Here is a 22888-nt window from a genome sequence, read left to right on the forward strand (position 1 = left end):
CCGACCGCGCCACGAGATCGTGGCGCGGTCGGCTGACTGTGTAGCGGTCGAGACTACTGGTTGCTGAAAGCCGCGTCGAAGGACGCCTCCGGGCGCTTCCACAACAGCGAGCGGATGTAGCCGATGGCCTCCTTCGCACCGTGGAGACGGTCCATGCCGGCGTCCTCCCACTCGATGGAGATGGGCCCGTCGTAGCCGATCGCGTCGAGTGCGCGGAAGGCGTCCTCCCACGGCACGTCGCCGTGGCCCGTGGAGACGAAGTCCCACCCGCGACGCGGGTCGCCCCAGGGGAGGTGGGAGCCGAGGACGCCCGGTCGACCGGTGTTCGGGCGCAGGCGCGTGTCCTTGCAGTCGACGTGGTAGATCCGGTCCTGGAAGTCCCAGATGAACCCGACGGTGTCGACGCCCTGCCACATCATGTGCGACGGGTCCCAGTTGAAGCCGAAGGCCGGGCGCCGCCCGATCGCCTCGAGCGTCCGCACGCTCGTCCAGTGGTCGTAGGCGATCTCGGACGGGTGAACCTCGTGGGCGAACCTCACGCCCTCGTCGTCGAAGACGTCGAGGATCGGGTTCCAGCGGTTCGCGAAGTCCTCGTAGCCCGCGTCGATGACGTCGGCGCCGACGGGCGGGAACATCGCGACGTACGGCCAGATCTTCGATCCCGTGAAGCCGACGACCGTGTCGACGCCGAGTTTCCGCGCGACACGGGCCGAGCGCTTCATGTCCTCGGCGGCCCGCTGTCGGACTCCTTCGGCGTCGCCATCGCCCCACACGTACGGCCGCAGGATGGCCTTGTGCCGGAAGTCGATGGGATCGTCGCACACGGCCTGGCCGCCGAGGTGGTTCGAGATCGCCCACACCTTGAGGTCGTAGCGATCGAGGATCTCGAGCCGGCTCGCAAGGTAGGCGTCGTCCTCGTCGGCCCGCTTCAGGTCGAGGTGGTCGCCGGACGCGGCGATCTCGAGACCGTCGTAACCCCATTCGGAGGCGAGTCGAGCGACTTCCTCGAACGGGAGGTCGGCCCACTGCCCGGTGAACAGGGTGACGGGATGGGTGGATTCGGTCATGACGTTCTCCTCGATGAGTGCGTCCAGCCGATCGGGCCGGGACGGGTGTTCCTGCGGGCTGAGCCGGGTGTGGATCGCCCTAGGCGACGTCGACCCAGGCGCCGGAATCGGCGGCGCCCATGACGGCCTCCGTCACGAGTCCGGCCCGGAGACCGTCGGCGAAGACGGGGAGTCCCCCCGGGTCCTCTCCGCGGATGGCCGCATACGTGTCGGCGACGAACGCGTTGAACGCGTCCTGGTACCCCTGCGCGTGACCGGCCGGTACGGCGACGAGCCGCGCGGCGTCCGGCGCGAGCTGTTCGGCATCGCGCGGGAGGACGACGCTTCCGCTCCGCCGCCCGAGCCAGATCGTCTCCGGCTGCTCCTGGTCGAAGACGATCGACTCGGCGTCGCCCGAGATCTCGACGAGGAGCCGGTTCTTCCGTCCGGGCGCCACTTGCGACACGAGGAAGGTGCCGATCGCACCCGACGCCGTCTCGACCGTGGCGGCGACGGCGTCTTCCGTGGTGACGGCGCTGTGTTCGGCGCGATCCGCGAAGAACGTGCGTTTCGCGGCGGCGACTCGTACCACCCGGTCCCCCGTCACGAACTCGACGAGGTCGACGAGGTGGGACCCGATGTCCGCGAAGGCACGGGAGCGTCCACCGGCGGCCTCGTCCACGCGCCAGTTGTCGTCCGAGGACTGCAGGAGCCAGTCCTGCAGGTAGGACGCGTTGATCGTCAGGAGCCGGCCGGTCTCGCCGGCGGCGACGCGCGCACGTGCCTCTCGGACGAGCGGATGGAAGCGATAGACGAACGGCACGCTCGCGACGACCGCGGCAGCATCGGCCGCATCGGTCAGCCGCCGCGCATCCGCGACCGTCGTGGCGAGGGGCTTCTCGCACACGACGTGCTTGCCCGCGGCGACGACCCGTTCCGCCTGCTCGGCGTGGAGGGCGTTGGGGGTGCACACGTGCACGACCCCGATCCGCGGGTCGTCCACGAGGTCGTCGAGCGACGCGAACCCCCGCTCGATCCCGAGCCGCTCGGCGGCGGAGTCGGAGCGGGCAGGCGACGACGACGCGATGCCGATGAGCTGCGCCCCGGCTGCGCGCGACGCGCGCGAGTGCACCTCGGCCATGAAGCCGCCGCCGACGATTCCGACCCCGAGGCCCGTCGCGAACGCCATGATCAGAGCGTCCGCTCCGACGGGTCCCACGCTTCCGGCAGCGCGGGCGCGACCTCGACCGAACTGGCGACATCGACGGGCGTGCCGCTCTCTCCGGCCTCGATCGTCGACTGCATGACGTCGAGCACGTGGAAGGCCAACTCACCGGAGGCGCGCTCGGGCACGCCGGCCCGGATCGCCCGGGCGAGCTCCACGACACCGGTGCCGCGCGAGAACGTCGAACCGACGGCCGAAACGGTGCGCGGCTCGTCCTCGTCGCCCTGAACGAGCAGGTCGCCGTCGAAGGTGTTCGGGTCCGGAACGGTGAGCGTGCCGTCGACCCCGGCGACCTCGAACTGCGTCCGGCGGAGCTTCGAGTCGAAACTGAAGACGGACTGCGCGGTCTGGCCGCTCTCGAACTCGAAGAGCGCGGCGACGTGCGTCGGCACCGTGACATCGAAGCTCTCACCCGCGCGCGGTCCCGAACCGATCACGCGCGACGCCTTCGCCTTCGACGCGACCGCGGACACCCGCTTCACGGGACCGAAGAACTGCACGAGCGTCGTGATGTAGTACGGGCCGATGTCGAACAACGGGCCCGCGCCCTCCTGGAAGAGGAAGTCGGGGTTGGGGTGCCACGACTCGGGGCCGGGGCCCTGCATGAGCGTCAGTGCCGTGAGCGGGGCGCCGATCCCGCCCGACTCGATCAACCGGCGCGAGGACTGGATACCCGCACCGAGGAACGTGTCCGGCGCTGTCGCGACGCGCAGGCCGGCTGCGTGGGCCGCGTCGAGCAGACCCTGGCCGCTCACGCGGTCGAGGGCGAACGGCTTCTCGCTCCACACGTGCTTGCCCGCGGCGAGGATCTGCTCGGCCACCTGGACGTGGACCTTCGGGATGGTGAGGTTCACGACGATCTCGATCGCGTCGTCTGCGAGGAGCTCGTCGACCGTTCCGGAGGCCGCGATGGAGAACGTCGACGCCTGAGCGGCCGCCCGCTCGAGGTCGAGGTCCGCGATGAATCGCACCTCGACGTCGGGGAAGACGGTGAGGTTCTCGAGGTACTGGGTGCTGATGACTCCCGCGCCGATGATGCCGACGCCGACGGGACCGGTGCTCACTTGTCGTCTCCGTTCGATGCCGCGAGGGCGGTGAGGAATGCGTAGCTCTCGGCGATCGCTTCAAAGCGGTCACCCTTCGAGTCGTCGAGCTCGACGACGTGCAGCGCGTTCGGGACGGCCGCGACGATGTCCGCGACGGGCAGCGTGCCCGAACCGACGGCCACCTGCTCGGTCACATCGGATGTGCCCGATCCGTCCTTCACGTGGATCGCGACGACGCGATCACCGAGTCGGCCGAGCAGGGCGACGGGGTCCTCGCCGCCGACAACGACCCAGTAGGTGTCCACCTCGAGGACGACTCCGTCGTCGAGGAGTCCGGCGAAGAATTCCAGGGCCGTCTCGCCCTCGATCTTCGAGTCGATCTCGTGGGCGTGGTTGTGGTACCCGACGCGGACTCCGTGACGCGAGGCCACTGCTGCCGCGACGTTGAGGGCCTCGGCGGTGGCGCGGACGTCTTCCGCGTTCTGCCAGCGCTCCGTGGGCACGTGCGGGTCGATGACGGTCTCGATGCCGAGTGCCGCGGCCTTCGAGAAGACCTCGTCGAGCTCGGCCTCGCCCTGTCCGATGAAACCCTGGTGGGTCGTCGGGGCGCGGAGTCCCGACGCGCGCAGCGCCTCACCGAGAGCGGGGCCGAAGTTCACGAAGCCGTACGGCTCGATGAGCTCGTAGCCGATGTCGGAGATGCGCTGCAGGGTCGCACCGAGATCCTCGGCCGCCTGCTCACGGACGGTGTAGAGCTGGACGGAAAGCTGGGGGGAGGTCAATGGTTCTCCTCGAGGTCGGATGGTCGCGTCGGTGCGGGCGCACCGGTGCCCGCACCCAACCTGCCACGGACTTTTGCTGTCTGTCAATCAAAAGTGACCCCTGGCCCGCACATAGTTGCGTGTGCTTTACTCGAAACATGGTCGAGCTCAGTCGCCTCGCATCGACGCGCGGCTCCGGTGTCGGCGAGATCCTCCATCTGCTCCGCGACGGCGTTCCGCGCACCCGGTCCGAGATCATGGAGATCACCGGGCTCTCTCGATCGACGGTCTCCGCTCGCGTCGACACCCTCATCAGCCTCGGCCTCGTCGGCCCCGCCGGAGAAGCCGCCTCGTCCGGCGGCCGGCCCCCGGCCCGGATCGCGTTCCTCCCGTCCTCGCGCATCGTCCTCGCCATCGACCTCGGGGCCACCCACGGGACCGTGGCGATCACGGATCTGGCCGGGACGCTCCTCGACCACACCACCTCGCAACTCGACATCGCCGCCGGGCCCGAGGCCGTCCTCGAGTGGGCGGCCACCACGGGACGCCAGCTGCTCGAGGCCGGCGGCCGACCCGCGACGGACCTCGTCGGCGTCGGGGTCGGCGTCCCCGGGCCGGTCGAGCACTCGACGGGCCGGCCGGTGAACCCGCCGATCATGCCAGGGTGGGACCGCTTCGACGTGCCCGCCCGACTGCGACGTACCTTCGACGTGCCCGTGCTCGTCGACAACGACGTCAACATCCTCGCCCTCGGGGAACACGCGACGGCGTGGCCGGACGCCGACGACCTCGTCTTCGTGAAGGTCTCCACGGGTATCGGCGCCGGCGTCGTGGCGGGCGGGGCTCTCCAGCGCGGAGCCCAGGGATCCGCGGGAGATCTCGGCCACGTGCACGTGCCCTGGCACCCGGATTCCACGCGCGCATCGGACGACGACCGCGATCTCGAAGGGATCGCGAGTGGACCGGCGATCGCCGCCCTCCTCCGAGAGCGCGGCATCGATGCGCACTCGAGCGCGGACGTCGTCGCCCTCGTCCGACAGGGGAACCGCGAGGCGCTCGCCCTCGTGCGGGAGGCCGGTCGTGAGATCGGGGCGGTGCTCGCGAGCGTCGTCAACCTGCTCAACCCGTCCGTCATCGTCGTCGGCGGCAGCATCTCTCGGGCCGGCGAGCAACTCATCGCCGGCGTGCGCGAAACGGTCTATCGTCGCTCCATCCCCCTCGCGACCCAGCACCTCAGCATCGTCCAGTCCCGCTCGAACGAGACGGCCGGCGTTACCGGCGCCGCGATCATGGTGATCCAGGCCGTCCTCTCCACGTCGGACGCCTGGGACCTCGCCGGCCCCTGAATCCACAGACCCCACACATCCCCTCAACCACCACCCACTGGAGGACATCGATGACCACCACCACACCACGAACCACCGCCCCGCTCCGGGTCGGTGTCGTCGGGCTCGGCTGGGCCGGGCAGCAGCACATGGCGGCGTACGACGCGCTCGACGGCGTCGAGCTCGTGGCGATCGCCGGCATGGAGGACGGCCCGCGCGCCGAGCTTCAGGAGAAATTCGGCGTACCGAACGTCTACAGCGATTGGAAGGACCTCGTCGCCGCCGGGGGCCTCGACGCCGTGAGCGTCGCCGTACCGACCTTCCTGCACGCCCCGATCAGCGTCGGGGCACTGGAGGCCGGACTGCACGTCCTGTGCGAGAAGCCGATCGCGCGCACCGCCGACGAGGCCGAGGCCATGGTCGCCGCGGCGCAGAGCGCCGGCCGCGTGCTCGAGATCGCCTTCAACCACCGCCGCCGCGGTGACGTGGAGGCGCTCAAGGCCGCGATCGACGACGGCAGCATCGGCCGTCCCTACCACGCGCGCGCCACGTGGCTCCGCCGCTCGGGCATCCCGGCCCTCGGCAGCTGGTTCACGAACAAGGACATGGCCGGAGGTGGACCCCTCATCGACCTCGGCGTGCACGTGCTCGACTATGCACTCCACCTCTTCGGCGAGCCTCGGGTGCTCGCCGTCTCGGCCGTCACCCACTCGGAGCTGGGTCCCCGCGGACTCGGTGGCGCGGTCTCCGACAAGCAGCAGGTCGGCTCCGCCTACGAGGTCGAGGACCTCGCGAGCCTCCTGCTGCGGCTCGAGGGCGGCGGTTCGATCGTGCTCGAGACCAGCTGGGCGGCCTATCGCTCGACGGGTGACGAGTTCGGCATCACCCTGTACGGAACCGACGGCGGAGCGGACCTCCGCGTCGTCGACTACGCCCCCTCCGGCGAGCTCACGATCTTCCGCGGGAACGCGGAGGAGGAGATCGACGTACGCGTCGAGGCCGACCCGGGTCGTGGGCACGCCGCCGTCGTCGACACCTTCCTCGAGTTCGTCGCCGACGAGTCGTCCTGGCGCGACCACGACGGCAGCCTCGCCCTCGGGCGTGCACGCATCATCGACGCGGCCTACGAGTCCGCGCGTATCGGCGCCGAGGTGCGCCTCGACCACGATCTGACCATCACCGACGGAGAGGCAGTCCGATGACCATCCGAGTACTCGTCTGGAACGAGGGCGTCCACGAGGCGACCCAGCCCGACATCGCCGCCATCTACCCCGCCGGCATCCACGGCGCGATCGCCGAGGGTCTCAGCGAGCTGCTCGGCGGCGAGGTCGCCGTACGCACGGCGACGCTCGCCGATCCCGAGCACGGCCTCAGCGAGGAGGTGCTCGCCGAGACCGACGTGCTGCTCTGGTGGGGCCACATCGCGCATGATCAGGTCGACGACGCGATCGTCGAGCGGGTGAAGCAGCGCGTCCTGTCGGGCATGGGTCTGCTCGTCCTGCACTCCGGGCACTTCTCGAAGATCTTCACGCGACTGCTCGGGACGACGTGCTCGCTCAAGTGGCGCAACGAAGCCGAGCGGGAACTCGTGTGGACCGTGGCGCCCACGCACCCGATCGCCGCGGGGGTCGAGCACCCCATCGTCATCGAGCACCAGGAGATGTACGGGGAGCTCTTCGACATCCCGACGCCGGACGACCTGGTCTTCATCAGCTCGTTCGCGGGCGGAGAGGTGTTCCGCTCGGGCGTCACGTTCACGCGCGGGCACGGCCGGATCTTCTACTTCAGCCCCGGCGACCAGGAGTACCCCGTGTACTTCCACCCCCAGATCCGCCGCGTCCTCGCGAACGGCGTGCAGTGGGCGGCGCCCGTCGCCGCTCCCGCCGTCGCGCGCGAGATCCCGTCGGTCGACAACCCCGCCCGCGGCTGGTACCTGCCCTCCTGACCCCTCTCCCGAGATAGAGCGTTTGCGCCGATACGAGGCGGCACAGTGCCGCGATTCGGCGCAAACGCTCTACCTCTCTGGGGCGCGGGGCCGCGAGGCGGCGTGTGAGGGCGGGGAGTCGGTGGGGAGGGGGCAGAATGGACCAGTGCTCCTGACCTACCGCGATCGCCTCGTGGCCGACTCGACCGACCGGGTCTCGTGGCTGCGTGCTCGATCACGCGGGATCACCGCCACCGACGTCGCGAAGCTCTCGACCCCGCGATCGATCGACGTCGCTGCCACCGCGAAACTCCACGGCACGAACTTCAGCGGCAACCGCTACACCGACCACGGTCGGATCCGCGAGCCCGAGATCGCCCGCTGGGTCGCGGCGACGCACGGGATCCGCCCCTCGTCCGCTCTGTACCACGCGGCGGAGGAACGTCGTCACCTGGCCACGCCGGACGGCCTCGCGGAGACGCACGACGGCCGCCTGCTCCTCTGCGAGATCAAGACGACGGCGAAGGCGTGGCGCTCGATCCCCCGACACTACCTCCGCCAGGTGTGGTGGCAGCAGTACGTGCTCGGAGCCGAGCGCACGCTCGTGGTGTGGGAGCAGCACCAGGGTTTCGTGCCCGTGGACGACGAGCCCCTTAGCGCCTGGGTCGACCGGGACGATCGCGAGATCGGCGCCCTCGTCACCCTCGCCTCCGCCCTCATCGACGAGCTCCACCGGCGCACCAACCCACCGGAGCGTCGCGCCGTCTGACCGCGGCTGTCCGGCCTTCGCGGACCGACCGTCCGACCGTCGCTGTTCGAGCGCCGGGGTTCTCACGCCTCCGGCTGACCGCCGCCGTCCGGCCGAGCGACCGAGCGATCCGCCTGTGTCGTCGAACAGCCGCCGGCGACCGTCCGGCTACGAGCCGGACGTCGAGCGTTCGTCGACGAGTCCCGCATACAGGTCGACGACGGAACCGAGGAAGCCGGCGATGACCGCTTGTTCCTCGGGATCGTAGGCCGCGGCGGCCGCGCCGACCCCGGCGATCATCGGAGCGAGTTCGTCGAACGCCCGCGCGACCGAAGCGGGAGCGGGGATGACGACGATCTTCCGGCGGTCGACGGGGTGGGGGCGGCGCTCGACGTGACCGACGGCCACGAGCCGGTCGATCACATGGGTGGTCGCCGCCGTCGACATCTCGAGGCGGGTCGCCAATTCACTCGGGGTCATCGGCCCGTTCTGCATCAGGTGTTCCATCGCCGCGAGATCGGTCGTGTTCACCGAGAGGCTCGCCCCGAGTCGACGTTCGAACCGCTGCGACAGCTGGAAGATCTCCCGGATCAGCAGGGGGATGGGAGACGGCTCCGGGAAGTCGGGCGGCATCTGGTCCGCATATCTCTCCCGCATCGACGCGGCGTCCGGTGCCGGGACATCGTCCGGCTTGCGCTGATCACCCATGTCAGACATGCTAATACCTGCGATAGCTAAAACATTTAGTGGTCTACAGAATGGAACGAGAATGACGACGATCGCGCGGTTCGTGAGCGGGCGCATCACGGCATGGGTCACGCTCGCGCTCTCCGCGGCCACCATCGGCCTCCTCTTCGCGGTCGTGCCGTCCGCGGAGGCGGACAGCTTCCCGGCCGCCGGCCTGCCCGAGTCCGCCGAGTCCGCTCGTGTGGCGGCCCTGCTCGACGAGTTCCCCTCGGCCGACTCGACCGTGGGGATCGTGGTCTGGAGCCGCGACGGCAATGAACTCTCGGACGACGACGTCGCCGCGATCACGGAGCGCGCGGCCGACCTCGCCGACATCTCGACGACCCCGGAAGCGGTGAGGCCCCAGGTGAGCGACGACGGTGCGGCCGCCCTCGTGGCCGTTCCCCTCGACGCGAGCACCGTCGAGGACGACGTGGCCGGCACCGCCGACGAGATCAGAGCCCTCGCTTCCGTGGAACTCCCCGACGGCCTCGACGCGCGCCTCACGGGCCCCGTCGGATTCCAGGACGACGTCGCGGACGCCTTCGCCGGCGCCGACGTCCGCCTCCTGCTCGTCACGGTCATCGTCGTCGCCGTCCTCCTCATCGTGACGTACAGGAGCCCCGTGCTCTGGATCGTCCCGCTGGCTGTCGTCGGAACGGCGGACGGCCTCGCCCGGATCGTCGCGACCGCCCTCGCCGAGGCCGCGGGGGTGACGATCGACGCCTCCGTCGGCGGAATCCTGTCCGTGCTCGTGTTCGGCGCTGGCACGAACTACGCGCTCCTGCTCGTCGCGCGGTACCGGGAGGAGCTCCTCGTGCAGGAGGACCGGCACCGGGCCATGACCACGGCCGTCCGGAGCGCTGGCCCCGCGATCGCGGCGAGCGGTGGCACCGTCGCCCTCAGCCTCCTGACCCTCCTGCTCGCCTCGCTCTCCGGCAACCGGGCTCTCGGTTTCGCGTGCGCGGTCGGTGTGGTGATCGCGATCGTCTTCGCCCTCGTCGTCCTGCCCGCCGCGCTCGTCGTGTGCGGACGAGGGTTGTTCTGGCCATTCGTCCCCCGCGTCGGACACAGGGCCCACCGCGCGCAGCGACCGGGGTTCTGGACGCGTCTCGGTCGCGGTGTCTCGCGGCGACCGGCGATCGTCGCGACCGCGTCCATCGCCGGCATCGGCGCACTCCTGCTCGGCCTCGGCGGCTACACCGTCGGGCTGTCCCAGACGGACCAATTCCTCGGCAGCCCGGACTCCGTGCTCGCGCAGGAGACCATCGACACATCGTTCTCCGCCGGTCTCACGAGCCGGACGACCGTCCTCACCCCGGACGGCGCGGCCGACGACACCGCCTCCCTCGTCGGGGACCTCGACGGCGTCGACACCGTCCAGGCCGGGGAGAGCGACGGGACGCTCACGGCCGTCTCCGTGACCCTCGACGCGGAACCGGAGAGCGAGGCGGCCTTCGACACCATCCGCTCGATGCGGGCGGCGATCGCCGACGCGGACGGAGCGGTGTCCGACGCCCTCGTGGGCGGATCGGACGCGACCGCCCTCGATACGGGGGACGCCGCCGCGGCCGACCTCGCACTCATCGTGCCGATCATCCTCGCGATCGTGTTCGTGATCCTCGCCCTGCTCCTGCGGTCGCTCGTCGCTCCCGTCCTCCTGATCGCGAGCGTGCTCGCGACCTTCTTCGCGAGCCTCGGTGCGGGCAACTGGCTCTTCCTGAACGTGCTCGACTTCCCGGCCTTCGACGCCAACGTCACGCTCTACGCGTTCCTGTTCCTCGTTGCACTCGGGGTGGACTACAACATCTTCCTCACCACGAGGGCGAGAGAGGAGCGCGTACTGCACGGGACCCGCGAGGGCATGATCCGCGCGCTCGCCTCCACCGGAGGCGTCATCACGAGCGCCGGCATCCTCCTCGCCGCCGTCTTCGCCGTACTCGGCGTCCTGCCCGTCGTCGCTCTCACCCAGGTCGGCATCATCGTGTGCATCGGCGTCCTCCTCGACACTCTCGTAGTGCGCACGGTGCTCGTCCCCGCCCTCGTCTTCCTCACGGGCGACGCCTTCTGGTGGCCGACCAATGCACCCCTGGAGGCGGCTCGCGAACCCGCCACGGGCGCACGAAACGAGCGCGAAACACGAGAGTTATCTGGGAGTTGACGCCGCCGTAACACCCCGGAATCATTGCCTGACTTGACTGGATCCGTTCGTTAGAGAGCCTCATCCTCCACCGCGTGGACGACGGCGGGATCACAGGGGAGTGCACGCGATGCGACTGGGTGTGAGGGATGCATGGCAGGCACGATCGGCTGAGGTTCCGCTCGACGAGATCCCACCGTCGATGACGGCGGCCGTCATCGACGGGACCGGTGACCCATCTGTCCTCCACACCGCGTCGGGGCCCGTCCCCGCTCCGACCGGGTCGGAGTTCCTCGTGCGGGTCGTCGCGGCCGGAGTGAACCCGCTCGATGCGAAGACGAGAGCGGGAGACGGCGTCGCCTCGGCCATCGCCGCGTACCCGGCCGTGCTCGGTCAGGACTTCAGCGGCGTCGTCGTCCGGTCGCCGTACGAGGCGCACCCCCTGCGTCCCGGTACCGAGGTGTACGGCGTCGTACCCGTCCCGCGCTACTCGGGCAGCTACGCCCAATACATCGCTGTCCCCAGCCTGAGCGTGGCTCGGAAGCCCCCCACCCTCTCCCACGTCGAGGCCGCTGCCGTGCCCGTCGCCGCCCTCACCGCGTGGGGCATGGTCGTCGAGCTCGCGAAGGCGCACGACGGGCAGCGCATCCTGATCCACGCCGGGAGCGGAGGGGTCGGCCACTTCGCCGTCCAGTTCGCGAAGTACTTCGGCGCCCACGTCACGGCCACGGGCTCCACCCGCAACCTCGAGTGGTTGCGCGAGCTCGGGGCGTCCGTGGCGATCGACCACACGACCACACGATTCGAGGACGTCGTCGGCGAGGTGGACGCGGTCATCGACCTCGTCGGCAATGTGGGCGGCGACACCGGTTCGAGGTCCTTGCGGGTGCTCCGACCGGGCGGGCTCATCGTCAACGCCCCGACGGGGAGCTGGCCCACCCTCCTCGATGAGGCGGAGGCCGCCGGGGTCCGAGCCACCACCTACCGGGTGGCACCGGACGGCGACACCCTCTCGACGATCACCCGCCTCCTCGAGGCCGGCGACGTCAAGGTGTTCGTCGACCGGGTGTTCGATCTCGCCGATGCCGCAGCAGCCCACGAGGCCCTCGAGGACGGGCACACCAGGGGAAAGCTCGTCCTCAAGGTCGCCGACAGCTAAGCGGCGGGCCGGCTCGATCGGGCGATGCGACGGGCGAGTCGGACGGCGCGTCGGGCGGGAACCGCCACGAGCACGGCGACCCGCCCGCTCAGGGTGCGATCGACGTCACCCAGCATGCGCTTGCGCTCCCACGCTCGCCGAAGCCCCCACCCCACGCGATTGAAGCGCTGTCGGTTCACGCGCGTCGGCACCGTCTGCTGCCGGGCGACGAGCTCGTCGAGCGTCCGGACCCAGTCGTCGACATCCCGGCCGTGCAGGTAGTTGTCGTCGAGCCAGGACGCCGCGGGGCGGGCGAACCGTCCAGCCACGAGATCCTCGGCATCCCCGAACAGACCGCTGCCCTCGAAGACGAGGTTGATGAGCTTCTCACTCACACCGAAGTCCGAGGGGAGCAGGACGGGCACGCCGGCGGCCACCGCCTCGAGGGCGGCCGTCGAGCTGACGGTCACGAGAGCGGCGGCACCCTCGAGGTGCTCGGCCATGGGCCCGTCCGCGACGACGACGTTCTCGGGGACGTCGCCGCCCACGAGATCGAGCAGGTCTGGAGCCTCGAGCAGGGTCGCGTAGTCCCACCGCTCCGCGTGGGTCTGGGCCTCCCCCGCCCGCGCACGGACCTTGATGACGACCCGCAGATCGGGTCGCACCAGCGCGAGCCGGACGAGCCAGGACAGCAGGAGGACCCGGTCGGACCGACCGGAGGGGACCTTCGCCTGCGCGGCGAAGACGACGGCGTCGCGGCGCGGTGTCCCGCCGTCACCGTCCGTCCCCTCGGCGCCGGGTGCCGCTTCGGGGTCCGCGTCCACCAGGAACGGGAATGTCGCGAGACCGAAGCGGGAACGGACGCCGAGGCGATCGGCGTTCGCCGTGAACTCACGGACCTCGCGTCGACTGTGGAGCACGACGAGGTCCGCCTGCTCCCGGTACACGACGGCCTTGGGATTCGCGGGGATCGTGATACCCGGCAGCCCCGAGACGATCACCGGCCGTCGGGACCGGTCGACGACGTGCCGGACGAGCACCCGCACCATGGGACCTCGCACCGACAGCAGGACGGCCTGAGGCCTTTCCGCGCGCACGAGGGCATCGAGGTCGGGGAGATCCACGAACCGCACAGAGGCGGGATCGAAGACGCTGCCCACGAGGGCCGATGCGAGCTGGCGATCGCTCGGTTGCATCGGATTGCGGACGACGACGAGGTCCCGCCCCCATCCGTCCGGGAGGCGGGAGGCCAACGCAGCGCCCCACTTCACGTAGGAGTCGGTGTCCCCGATGACAAGGAAGCGACGCTCGGGAACGGTCTCCGCCCTCCGAGCGTCCGCCGAACGAGGACCCGTCACTCGTGGACCCGACGAACGAGCACCCGTCACACGAGGACCCGGCGGAGCTTCGCCATCGGCGCCTGCTCACCCGGGAAGACGCGCTTGACCCCGTCACCGAGGGCCTCGTCGACGACCCGGATGCCCTCGATGAGCTGGGCGAAGTCGGTCGGCTCGAGGGACGCGGAGTGGTCGGAACCCCACATCGTCCGGTCGAGCGTGATGTGGCGTTCGACGACGCGGGCTCCGAGGGCGACCGCCGCGAAGGAGATCTCCAGCCCCGGCTCGTGACCCGAGTAGCCGACCGGAAGGCGCGGGTAGCGGTCCGCGAGGGTCCTGATCGTGCGCAGGTTGGCCTCGTCGGCGGGAAGGGGGTAGGTCGACGTCGCGTGCAGGATGACGAGCGACGTCGGGTCGAACGTCTCCACGGCCGCGTCGATCTGCTCGATGGTCGACATCCCGGTCGAGAGGATGATCGGCTTCCCCGTCGCGGCGAGCGCCCGGAGCAGACCGAGGTCCGTCACGGAGGCCGAGGCGACCTTGTGCGCGGGAACGGAGAGCTCCTCGAGGAAGGCGACGGCCGGCTCGTCCCACGGGGATGCGAACCAGTCGAGACCGCACAGCGTCGCATAGTCGCCGATCTCGATGTACTGCTCACGGTCGAACTCGACGCGGCGGCGGTACTCGAGGTAGGTCATCGTGCCCCACGGGGTGTCACGCGGCGTGTTCTTCATGTGCTCGGGCGTCGAGATGTCGGGGGTGCGCTTCTGGAACTTGACAGCCTGCGCCCCCGCCTCGGCCGCGACCTCGATGAGGTTCTTGGCCAGGTCGACCGAACCGTTGTGGTTGAGACCGATCTCGCCGATGACGTAGACGGGGTGACCGTCGCCGATCTGCGAGCGTCCGATGGTGACGGTCATGATGATCTCCGTTCGTTCGTGAGGTGCTCCGCCGGGAGGTCGTCCCGGCGGTCGTGTGCGGGTGCGGCCGTCCGGGCCGCGATGATGCGATCGGCCAGTTCCCTGACCGCACCGGAGCCTCCCCGCGAGGCGAGGACGACGCGCGCCGCGGCGCGTGCGGTCGGGTGGGCGTCGGCGACGACCACGGACCAACCCACGATGCGGAGCGCCGGCAGGTCGCCGACGTCGTTCCCGAGGTAGGCGATGCGATCGAGCGGCACTCCGATCCGCTCCGCCCACTCCGTGAGGACGTCGCCCTTGTCTCCGCGGGTGTCGTCGCCGTCCACACCGTGGATGACGTCAACGCGGAGCTTGGCCGCACGGGCCGCGACGACGGCATTGCGCTCGGCCGAGAGGATGAGGACGGGGATCCCGGCGTCGCGGAGCTGGCGGACGCCGTGGCCGTCGCCGCGGTGGATCCGGACGCTCTCGCGGCCGTCCTGATCGACGACGGCCGTGTCGTCGGTGTGCACGCCGTCGAAGTCGGTGACGACGGCCTCGACCTCGATGAGCTCACCACCGTCGTCGACAGTGGCCCGGAGCTCCGGTGTGTCGATCGCCGAGACCGCGCGGGCCAGCTCGAGGTCGGCGGGGACGTCGATCTCGATCGCGTGACGCTCCGGCACCGATTGCACCGCGACGAGGCCGAAGAACCGGTGGCCCGAGGATCGGAAGCCGGCGGCGTCCATCGCGTAGAACGCACCCGTCTCGCGGTACTCCGCGGCACGGTCCTGGCGGCGGGGGCGTGATGCCCTGTCGTGGTTGACGCCGACGACGCCCTCGTTCGCACCCCCGTCCCGCCAGAGGAAGACGTGGGTCGGGACCGCCGAGAAGACGACGTCGGCGCTTCCGGAGATCACGCGTCTCACGGCCTCGTCGAGATCGACGGGGTCGATGAGGGGGGAGGTCGCCTGCATCAGGACGACGGTGCCGATGGGGCGCCGTCCCGAGGCCGTGTCGGCCTCGATCGCATCGAGAGCATGCAGCACCGCGGACTCCGAGGAGGCGGTGTCGCCCGAGAGCTCGTCGGGGCGCTCCACGACGACGGCCCCGGAGTCGATGGCGATCCGGGCGATGTCCGCGTCGTCGGTCGAGACGACGACGAGGTCGATGCTCCGCGCCGCGCGTGCGGAGCGGATCGCGCGAACGATGAGGGGAATTCCCCCGACCGTTCGGAGATTCTTGCCCGGGATCCCCTTCGAACCGCCGCGCGCGGGGATCACCACGACACTCAGGGGCACGTCGGAGAACGACGGATCGCTCGCCCCCGTCGTGCCGTCCTGACCGCTGTCCATGGGGTGACGCTAAGCGGGCGGGGTGGCCGGGAGGTGACCCGCGAGTGAACGCACGTCCCCCGGCGGACGACGGTTCGAATACGCACGTCCGGTCGGGGCGCAGACCTCCCCGGGCGTCGACCCGATCGACGCCCGAGGAGACCCGGACGACCGAGGAGACCCCGTGGGGATGGTCCCCGGCATCCGAGGCGCGGCCAGATGCAACCCCCCGGTCCATCGACCGCGCCTCGGACAGGAAACCCGATCGGCGAAGATCCGATCGGACGTTGAGAGGCGCTCCCTCCCACCGTGGCGGATACATCGGAGCCAATCGACTCCGATGTCGGATTTTGGTCCTGCCCGTGGTCCCGCCCGACACTTATTCAGGCGTCGAGCAGGCCCCGAGCGATCGCAGCGATCGCCGCTTCCTCTCGCGTCGTCGCCCCCAGTTTCCGGTAGATGCTCGCGCGCTGCTTCTTGACCGTGTTGGGCGAGACGACGAGTCGCTTGGCGATCACCGAGACACTCAACCCGGACACCAGCAGCGTCAGGACCTCCCGCTCCCGCGCCGTGAGGTCGGCGAACGAGTCGAGTCGGACGAAGAGTGTCGGCATGGCCTCGAGCTCCGAGAGCAACCGCGCGTCGGCGAGCCCCGCTCGTTCCGCGAGCAACGCGAGTGATCGGCGATCGGATTCGACGAGGAACGACCACGGAGACCGGAGCCCTTGGGAGGACAGCACCCGGAGCCCCTCCGACAGATCGTGGAGCGACGCCCGTTCTCCTCCGAGCCGGAGTGAGGCGGCCGCTCGGGCGAGTAGGAGCTCCACGCGGTTCCGCGGACCGATCCCCTGCGCCCCGAGGCCATCGCTCGCGGCGGCGACCGCCTCGAGCGCCCGGTCCTCGACGAGTGCGATCTGGGCACGGCAGACGCCGATCACCGGATCGCCCTTGTCGAAGGAGCGCAGCGCGACCTTCGACTGCGCGAGTGCGCCCACCGCGAGCGAGAGAGCGATGACGGCTCGACCGATGGCCGAACGGACGGCCGGCGGCGCGATGGTCCGTTCCCGGTCCGGAACCGCTTCGTTCACGGCCGAGATGCTGAGGAGGCTCCTCCCCTCCGCCGCGTCGAGCATCGACCGCACCGGTACGACCCTCAGCCGGATCTCGGGACCCGCCGAGCGGAGCACTCCGTCGATCGCCTCCCTCGTCGAGGCCAGATCGCCGCTCTCAGCGGCGAGGAGCGCAGATGCGAGGTCGGCCCATCCCCATCGGGACAGGCCCGTGCGTACTCGGCCGAGAGCGATGAGCTGCTCCCGTGCGAGACCCATCGCTCCCGCCGTCGCATGAGCGCTCGCGAGAAAGGCGTGAGCCTGCGCCAACAGCTCCGCCCGCACGCCGGGAGCAGCGACGACCCGCTCGGCGAGCCTCACCGCATCCTGCGTCTGACCGACCCCCAGGAAGGTCACGGCCGCCTGCAGCGTCGCGGCGGCGAGGATTCCGGGTGCCGGCGGGCGCTCGTCGATCTCGAAGCGCTCCGACGCGGCGCTCACCTCGGACGCCACGGACAGAGCAGCGGCCCACCGGCCCTCGAGTCGCAACGCGATCAGACGCACACCGAGCATCGCGAGACGGTCGTCGGGGCCGAGCTGCGATGAACGGGTGCGCGCTGCTTGCTCGGCAGCGACGAGGTAGGCCGAGCCGACGGCCTTCCCCTTGCCGCTCGTGGTGTGGACCAGTCCGAGCATCGCCGTGAGGTACGGGAAACGCCGGAGCTTCGCCGTCGCGACGGCGATGAGGGGCTCGAACGCCCCCGGTTCGTCGTCGGTCACGGCGATGAACGATTCCCGGAGGATGCGTTCCGCGAGCACGAACTGCTCCGTCCGGATCGCCCGCGCCCACGCCGCGCGCGAATCGCCCCTCCCCCACAGCACCTCGGCCGCGGCGGCGTCCGCCTCGGGAGATCGGCCCCCGTCCGCGCCGGCCACCGTCTTCTCGAGCACGCGCGCGGTGATGGGGACGAAGTGGAAACGGGAGACGTCCCCGTCGCTGTCCCAGAACCCGAACCCGAGGGATCGCGCGGCATCGAGCCATTTCCGCGCCCGCTCCGTGTCCACCGCTCCGAGCCGTGCCGCTTCCCGGTCGGTCACGCCGTCGAGGAGGGCGGCCCGCTGCAGGAACGTCCAGAACTCGTCCTCCGAGGACCCGCCCGGTGCACTGACCGATGCGACGAGCGCGTCCGCCACGCGACCGACGACGGTGTCCATCTCGCGGACCGCCGTGAGTCGCTGAGACCCGTCGAGTCTCTCGGCGAAGAGACGCGTCGCGAGCGGCATGCCCCCCGTGATCTCGTGGACCTCCGCGGCGAGCTTCGCATCGACGGTGAGGACGGAGCGGACGATCACGAGCGCACACTCTCGCAGCGTGAAGAGGAGTCCTTGTGCCTCGATCTCCATCAGATCGAGGGCCGAGCCGTCGTCCTGGCGATCGAAGGAGCTCACGCTGCGGGTGGCGATCACGAAACGCAGTCGATCGGTCACCCGGAGCATCGCTCTCACGTCCTCTTCGACGGCGGGGGACTCGAGCGCGTGGGCGTCGTCGATGACGATCGTGAAGTCGGTGTCCAGGTGCGATGCGAACCTGGTGAGGTAGCGCCGGAGGTCACCTCCGGCACCGAGCTGCGCGGCCGACGGGAGCCAGCGACCCTCCACTACGAGGGTGCCCGAATCCTCCACCATGGCGAAGACCCTCGTCCAGAAGGTCGCCCGGTCGACGATGTCATCGTCGACGTCGACCCAGACTCCGTCGACGTCCGACGCGTTCGCCCACTGGGAGACGAGCATCGTCTTCCCGAACCCCGAACCGCCGCGCACCAGGGTGATCCGATGACGCGCCTCGAGCAACGCCACGAGGTCGGGGCGTCGGATGGCCCACGCCGGTTCGACGGGAGCCCCGTAGATCGGTCCGGTCGACGACGTGCGTCGTCCCGCTCGCTCGGCGCGCGATCCCGACCCACCCCCCGGCGGTACCGGCCGCGTTCCTCCGGCGTCGAATGCTCCTGCGCGCTCGCCCGTTGCCGTCATGTGAACCCCGCCCTTTGTCGACCGATCAGTGGGCATCACACTGGCCATTCGACGAGGGCATCGGGGGCTGATCGGGAAAATATGGTCCGATAAATGGTCCGCTTCTTCGTCCTGGTGACGATCCGGGGGCATGTGCGGCTGATCATGGCCCCTGAAAGGAGGGCCATGATGGCGAGGACCCGAGCCCGGAGAAGCGACGACGGTCGTCCTCCTACGGCCGTCCGGCCTCCCCATCGCTCCAGGGCAGCTCCTCGGTCCGGCGGACGGGTGACAGCGGCACGACGATGACCGGCTGTCGCTGCCGATGGGCGAGATGGGCCGCGATCGATCCGGTGAAGAACTCCTGGAGCCCAGCGCGGAAGCCGGGTTCGCGCGTGCCCACGACGATCGATCCGACCTCCTCACGGTCGGCGATCGAGCACAGGGCGGCGGACGGCTCACCCTCGGCGGTCACCACGCGCCAGCGAGCCCCGGAGCTCTCGAGGGTCGGTCGGACCTGATCGTCGATCCAGGTCGAGTCGATCTCGCTCTCGACGTTCGCGTCGTAGGGAACGAAGGCCACGGAGCCGTCGGCCCAGAGGCCCGCGGTGTAGCGCGTCGCGTCTACCCATGCCACGACGAGCTCGGCGCCGAAGGCCACGGCGTACTCGGCGGCGACACGGAGCACGGCCTCGGGCTGGCCGGGGACGATACCGACGAGTACCGGACGGGTCGAGGGTCGAACGGTCATGGTCTCAGCCTCCTGCGTGGCGGAACCTCGGACACCTCGCATCGTCACGGCACGGTCCGCCTGGCCTCACCACTCGACGCACGATCAGCATATCCACGGCGCCCGTCACCCACCACGAGGCGCCGCCGGAACGATCCCGTCCGGCGGCGCCTCGTGACGGCTCGCCCAGAGGCTGATGGTCCGTCGCTCCCGCCGCTACGGGATCCGAACGACGGAGAACTCCTCCACAGAGAAGGTGGTCGTCTCCGGCCGACCCGCGTAGTAGATGATGCCGACCGTGCCGGCCGCTTGCAGGCCGGAGGAGGTGTCCGTTCGGTCGATCTGCCACGTGGTGGGTTCGGCGGCATCTCGGAACCAGGCTTTGGCCCGGAGCGCGGTCGACCCGGTGCCGGAGACCTGGAACCGGAGGGAGATCTCTTGACCGGCGGTGTATCCGACGCTCGTCAGGTTGACGCTCGCGAGCGTCTTCCCCGAGGCCTGGACGTCCAGCCGCGTCTTGGAGGGCTCGACGATGATGCGAGCGGCGTATCGGTCCGACCCGACACCACGACCGATGAGACTGACGTAGTGAGACGACGTACCCGCCGACCGATCGAGGGAGAACGTCATCGTCGAGTCGGAGCTCGTCTGGGACACGGCCGGGAGGGTCGCCACACGCATGTGTGCGGGCGCGACGCGGATGATCCCCGAGCCGGCGCTCGTGCTGACCCCGCTCGTGGTCTCCGATACGGCCCAGGCCCCGCCGGTCTCGGCCGAACCCCATCCCGAGGAGACCGACCGCTCGAAGCGGTCGAACGCCACGGCCGACGGCTCCGGCTCGGGCTCGGGCTCGGGCTCGGGCTCCGGCTCGGGCTCCGGCTCCGGCTGGGTCTGGGGTGCCGCCGCCGTGTGGCCTGCGATGGTCGCGCCGGACAGGACGCGGTCGTAGAGGGCCACATTGTCGATCGCACCGTCTAGGAAGTCGCTCGTCGGCGCCGACGGCCACCCGGCGATCGTGTTCCCCCCGACGTTCCAGTACCCCTCGAATACCCCCGCCGCGGTGTCCTCGACGCGCGATCCGACGAGTTCGCCGTCGACGAAGAGCTGCAACCCGCTCGAGCCGAGGGTGGCGACCACGTGATGCCATCGACCGTCGTTGTAGGCCAACGGCGTCGTGACCGTCTGCGCGCTGTCCGTCCAGACACCGAACACGAGCTGGCCGGTGTCCGTCATGTACACGTGTCGGTCGTGAGCCGCGTTGGTCGCTTCGCGGGTATGACCGAACCCGAGGATCTGGCCACCGGTCGTCGTCTCGGTGGAGAACCACGCCTCCGCGGAATAGGTGGTGGGCGCAGTGACCGACGCCTTTTGGGCGACGAATCGGGTCACTCCGTCGAAGGCCCCCGCGCTGCCCGCATCGTCGCTCTCGATGCCCTGCACCCGCTCGGCCACGGTGGAGAGGTCGTTGGTTCCGGCCCAGTCGAAGGTCGTCGACCCTGCCGTCTCATTGAACGGCCAATAGGACACGGGAGCGTCGCGGAGGACGATTCGGTCGTAGTCCGTCGCCGGCCCCGTCGATCCGGCCGTGGCGGTGAAGGACACCGCGTCGCTCAGCGTGGAATTACCGTCCGGGTCGATCGTCTTCACTCGATAGCCGTACTTCTTCCCGGCGACGAGACCGGTGTCGATCGCGCGGACGGTGGGTGTGTCCCAGAAGCTGGAAGAGATCCAGTCCGTCTCGAAGACGGGCGTCGCGGTGTTCCCGTCTCGGATCACCTGGTACCGGAGGCGCGAGCTGTCTCGATCGTCGTTGGCCGGCCAGCTGAGGCGGACACCGTTGCCCTCGAACGACTCGGTGGTGACCACGAGCTGGGCGCCAGACAACCGCGGTCCGTTCTTCTCCGGCGCAACGGGAGGGGCTGCGAATCGCGCCAGGCCGTTCTGTCTGGTGCCGTTGACGGAACGGAACTCGCCGCCGTAGAGGACGTAACCGTCCCCGGCCGCCACGTCCCAGGGGCCCTGGTTCGCCCCGGTGAAGAGACCGGTGTCGAAGGCGGGGAACCAATGCAGGAGCGAGGGGGCCGGCTGACCGGCGTGGCCCCAGAAGGTCGTGGTGGTAGACAGATTCGTGCCCGTGGCGGCGTCCGAGAAAGCGAGTCCTCGATACTGTCCCTCTGGGGCGATGTAGTCGCCGAATCCGCCGACGTTGCTGCAGTCGTGGTGATGTCCGGCCGTGTAGACGACGTCGCCGACGGGCCGGACCGAATAGGTGTCTCCTCGGCAGTCCTCGAGCCACTCGATGGAACCGTCCACTGCTCTCGCTTTGAACGTGCCCTCGAAGTTCCCCGTGCCGTAGGCCCATCCCGTTCCGTAGACGGAGTCGCCCGCCACGGCGAGGCTGTAGATGCCGGACTTCTGCTCTTCTCCGTTCCGCACCACGTCTCCGATCGCCCACGGTTGCGTTACACCGGAATCGGGAGAGACCGACGCCATGCCGAGCGACGTCTTTCCCCCGCCGACGGTCTGAAAGGATCCCCCGAGGACTACCCGCGCACCCGACCCGGCGACGACGATCGCCTTCACGTCTCCGCCGACAGGCGCGGGGTTCCACGGCAGCAGAGCACCCGTCGCTGGGGAGAACGCTGCCGCCCGGCTGCGGGTCGCCTTCTGGGCCGTCGTGAACGCGCCGCCGGCATAGAGCACGGACCCCGACGCGGCGAGCGAGTGGACGGCCTTGTTGAGCACGGGGGCGAACGTCGTGTCGAGCTTCCCGGTGGCGACGTCGAATGCGGCGATGCGCGACCGGGCGACGCCGTTCACCGTCGTGAAGTCTCCCCCGACGTAGAGCTTCTTGCCGTCCGCCGAGACCGCGAGGGCGCGGACGGGCGCGTTGAACGTGGGAGCGAACGCCAGCAAGGCACCGGTCGTCACGTCGTAGGACAGCATGTGCGAGCGGGCGACGATCTTCTGGCCGACGCCCGCGCCGGACGGCCGCGCCTTCGTGAACGCCCCAGCCGCGAACACGGTCTTGCCGACCACGACCTGGTCCCAGACCACCCCGCCGGCGTCCATGTCGTTGCGGGCCGCAACCGTCCCGTCACCGATCTGCGGGGTGGGGAGAAGATCGGCGGTCACCGTTGCCGGAGTGGTGGGATCGGCCGGATCGACGGGAGACCCCTCCGCCCGTGCCGACGCGGCGGGCACGATCGAGACGACGACCAGCGCCGCCGCGGCCGACATCACGAGGAGCCCACGAACGAGGCCCGCTCGGCGAACCGTCTCGGCCCACGTCCTGGTAGCGACCGCACCGTCGGATGCGTTCGTGCGGGTCGGTGAGAAGCTCGGCGACATCGGTATGGTCCCCCCGGAGTGCGATGTACAGAACGTGATCAGTCCTCACATTCACACCGAGTCTCGCCGACCTGCCGCTTCCCCGCTCCCGGAAGCGCC

Annotated in this window: 17 protein-coding genes; 6 read left to right on the forward strand and 11 right to left on the reverse strand. The window is 70.1% G+C overall.

Translation table 11 applies throughout. The annotated features are described in order from the left end of the window. Positions 1-53: 53 nt before the first annotated feature. The 4 genes from ELQ94_RS08270 to ELQ94_RS08285 form a co-directional block, all read right to left on the reverse strand. Positions 54-1067, reverse strand: coding sequence for a sugar phosphate isomerase/epimerase family protein (locus ELQ94_RS08270; protein ID WP_127049046.1), 1014 nt, complete (start codon positions 1065-1067; stop codon positions 54-56). A gap of 79 nt (positions 1068-1146) precedes the next feature. Then, positions 1147-2235, reverse strand: a complete 1089-nt coding sequence (locus ELQ94_RS08275; RefSeq protein ID WP_127049048.1) for a Gfo/Idh/MocA family protein — start codon at positions 2233-2235, stop codon at positions 1147-1149. Positions 2236-2237: 2 nt separating this feature from the next. Then, positions 2238-3335: a Gfo/Idh/MocA family protein gene (locus tag ELQ94_RS08280; RefSeq protein ID WP_127049050.1), complete on the reverse strand. Its 1098-nt coding sequence runs from the start codon at positions 3333-3335 to the stop codon at positions 2238-2240. Further along, positions 3332-4099 (reverse strand): sugar phosphate isomerase/epimerase family protein, encoded by a 768-nt coding sequence (locus ELQ94_RS08285; RefSeq protein ID WP_127049052.1) that lies wholly within the window; start codon positions 4097-4099, stop codon positions 3332-3334. Before ELQ94_RS08285 ends, ELQ94_RS08280 begins: the two co-directional genes overlap by 4 nt. A gap of 137 nt (positions 4100-4236) precedes the next feature. On the opposite strand from ELQ94_RS08285, the gene ELQ94_RS08290 reads away from it, so the two are divergent. The 4 genes from ELQ94_RS08290 to ELQ94_RS08305 all read left to right on the forward strand — a co-directional run bounded on the left by ELQ94_RS08290 (position 4237) and on the right by ELQ94_RS08305 (position 8096). Continuing rightward, the gene (locus ELQ94_RS08290; protein ID WP_127049054.1) at positions 4237-5424 is read left to right on the forward strand and encodes an ROK family transcriptional regulator; all 1188 of its coding nucleotides are present in this window, start codon (positions 4237-4239) and stop codon (positions 5422-5424) included. Positions 5425-5474: 50 nt separating this feature from the next. Then, positions 5475-6605: a Gfo/Idh/MocA family protein gene (locus tag ELQ94_RS08295; RefSeq protein WP_127049056.1), complete on the forward strand. Its 1131-nt coding sequence runs from the start codon at positions 5475-5477 to the stop codon at positions 6603-6605. Then, entirely contained in the window at positions 6602-7348 is a 747-nt protein-coding gene (locus tag ELQ94_RS08300) for a ThuA domain-containing protein (protein ID WP_127049058.1), read from the forward strand. Before ELQ94_RS08295 ends, ELQ94_RS08300 begins: the two co-directional genes overlap by 4 nt. A 145-nt stretch (positions 7349-7493) precedes the next feature. Then, positions 7494-8096 (forward strand): YqaJ viral recombinase family protein, encoded by a 603-nt coding sequence (locus ELQ94_RS08305; RefSeq protein ID WP_127049060.1) that lies wholly within the window; start codon positions 7494-7496, stop codon positions 8094-8096. 147 nt (positions 8097-8243) lie between these two features. Here the strand turns inward: ELQ94_RS08305 and ELQ94_RS08310 are convergent, their stop codons facing one another. Continuing rightward, positions 8244-8783 carry a MarR family winged helix-turn-helix transcriptional regulator gene (locus ELQ94_RS08310; RefSeq protein WP_208007586.1) on the reverse strand — a complete coding sequence of 180 codons (540 nt, stop codon included), beginning with the start codon at positions 8781-8783 and terminating at the stop codon, positions 8244-8246. 61 nt (positions 8784-8844) lie between these two features. On the opposite strand from ELQ94_RS08310, the gene ELQ94_RS08315 reads away from it, so the two are divergent. Both ELQ94_RS08315 and ELQ94_RS08320 read left to right on the forward strand, forming a co-directional pair. Next, positions 8845-10962: an MMPL family transporter gene (locus tag ELQ94_RS08315; protein ID WP_127049062.1), complete on the forward strand. Its 2118-nt coding sequence runs from the start codon at positions 8845-8847 to the stop codon at positions 10960-10962. Positions 10963-11143: 181 nt separating this feature from the next. Then, entirely contained in the window at positions 11144-12100 is a 957-nt protein-coding gene (locus ELQ94_RS08320; RefSeq protein WP_127050209.1) for an NADP-dependent oxidoreductase, read from the forward strand. On the opposite strand, the gene ELQ94_RS08325 is transcribed toward ELQ94_RS08320, so the two are convergent. From ELQ94_RS08325 to ELQ94_RS08350, 6 genes are all read right to left on the reverse strand, one after another. Next, entirely contained in the window at positions 12097-13437 is a 1341-nt protein-coding gene (locus tag ELQ94_RS08325; RefSeq protein WP_127049063.1) for a DUF6716 putative glycosyltransferase, read from the reverse strand. The two genes, ELQ94_RS08320 and ELQ94_RS08325, sit on opposite strands and share 4 nt — an antisense overlap. Positions 13438-13463: 26 nt before the next feature. Continuing rightward, positions 13464-14336, reverse strand: coding sequence for an N-acetylneuraminate synthase family protein (locus tag ELQ94_RS08330; RefSeq protein WP_127049065.1), 873 nt, complete (start codon positions 14334-14336; stop codon positions 13464-13466). Then, the gene (locus ELQ94_RS08335; RefSeq protein WP_127049067.1) at positions 14333-15670 is read right to left on the reverse strand and encodes an acylneuraminate cytidylyltransferase; all 1338 of its coding nucleotides are present in this window, start codon (positions 15668-15670) and stop codon (positions 14333-14335) included. Before ELQ94_RS08335 ends, ELQ94_RS08330 begins: the two co-directional genes overlap by 4 nt. A 362-nt stretch (positions 15671-16032) precedes the next feature. Beyond that, positions 16033-18729, reverse strand: coding sequence for a helix-turn-helix transcriptional regulator (locus ELQ94_RS08340; RefSeq protein ID WP_127049069.1), 2697 nt, complete (start codon positions 18727-18729; stop codon positions 16033-16035). Between the two features lie 211 nt (positions 18730-18940). Then, complete coding sequence (locus ELQ94_RS08345) at positions 18941-19459, reverse strand: universal stress protein (RefSeq protein ID WP_166404693.1); 519 nt, start codon at positions 19457-19459, stop codon at positions 18941-18943. Between the two features lie 195 nt (positions 19460-19654). Then, positions 19655-22789, reverse strand: coding sequence for a LamG-like jellyroll fold domain-containing protein (locus tag ELQ94_RS08350; protein ID WP_127049073.1), 3135 nt, complete (start codon positions 22787-22789; stop codon positions 19655-19657). Positions 22790-22888: the final 99 nt, after the last annotated feature.

The sequence above is a fragment of the Labedella endophytica genome (assembly GCF_003990045.1).
Lineage (GTDB): Bacteria > Actinomycetota > Actinomycetes > Actinomycetales > Microbacteriaceae > Labedella > Labedella endophytica.

Bases quoted from the DNA above. Each gene is read 5' to 3' on its own strand.
- ELQ94_RS08315 (WP_127049062.1), top strand. From the start codon at position 8,845: ATGACGACGATCGCGCGGTTCGTGAGCGGGCGCATCACGGCATGGGTC.
- ELQ94_RS08320 (WP_127050209.1), top strand. From the start codon at position 11,144: ATGACGGCGGCCGTCATCGACGGGACCGGTGACCCATCTGTCCTCCAC.
- ELQ94_RS08330 (WP_127049065.1), bottom strand. From the start codon at position 14,336: ATGACCGTCACCATCGGACGCTCGCAGATCGGCGACGGTCACCCCGTC.
- ELQ94_RS08270 (WP_127049046.1), bottom strand. From the start codon at position 1,067: ATGACCGAATCCACCCATCCCGTCACCCTGTTCACCGGGCAGTGGGCC.
- ELQ94_RS08335 (WP_127049067.1), bottom strand. From the start codon at position 15,670: ATGGACAGCGGTCAGGACGGCACGACGGGGGCGAGCGATCCGTCGTTC.
- ELQ94_RS08300 (WP_127049058.1), top strand. From the start codon at position 6,602: ATGACCATCCGAGTACTCGTCTGGAACGAGGGCGTCCACGAGGCGACC.
- ELQ94_RS08310 (WP_208007586.1), bottom strand. From the start codon at position 8,783: ATGGGTGATCAGCGCAAGCCGGACGATGTCCCGGCACCGGACGCCGCG.
- ELQ94_RS08275 (WP_127049048.1), bottom strand. From the start codon at position 2,235: ATGGCGTTCGCGACGGGCCTCGGGGTCGGAATCGTCGGCGGCGGCTTC.
- ELQ94_RS08340 (WP_127049069.1), bottom strand. From the start codon at position 18,729: ATGACGGCAACGGGCGAGCGCGCAGGAGCATTCGACGCCGGAGGAACG.
- ELQ94_RS08295 (WP_127049056.1), top strand. From the start codon at position 5,475: ATGACCACCACCACACCACGAACCACCGCCCCGCTCCGGGTCGGTGTC.
- ELQ94_RS08290 (WP_127049054.1), top strand. From the start codon at position 4,237: ATGGTCGAGCTCAGTCGCCTCGCATCGACGCGCGGCTCCGGTGTCGGC.
- ELQ94_RS08350 (WP_127049073.1), bottom strand. From the start codon at position 22,789: ATGTCGCCGAGCTTCTCACCGACCCGCACGAACGCATCCGACGGTGCG.
- ELQ94_RS08345 (WP_166404693.1), bottom strand. From the start codon at position 19,459: ATGACCGTTCGACCCTCGACCCGTCCGGTACTCGTCGGTATCGTCCCC.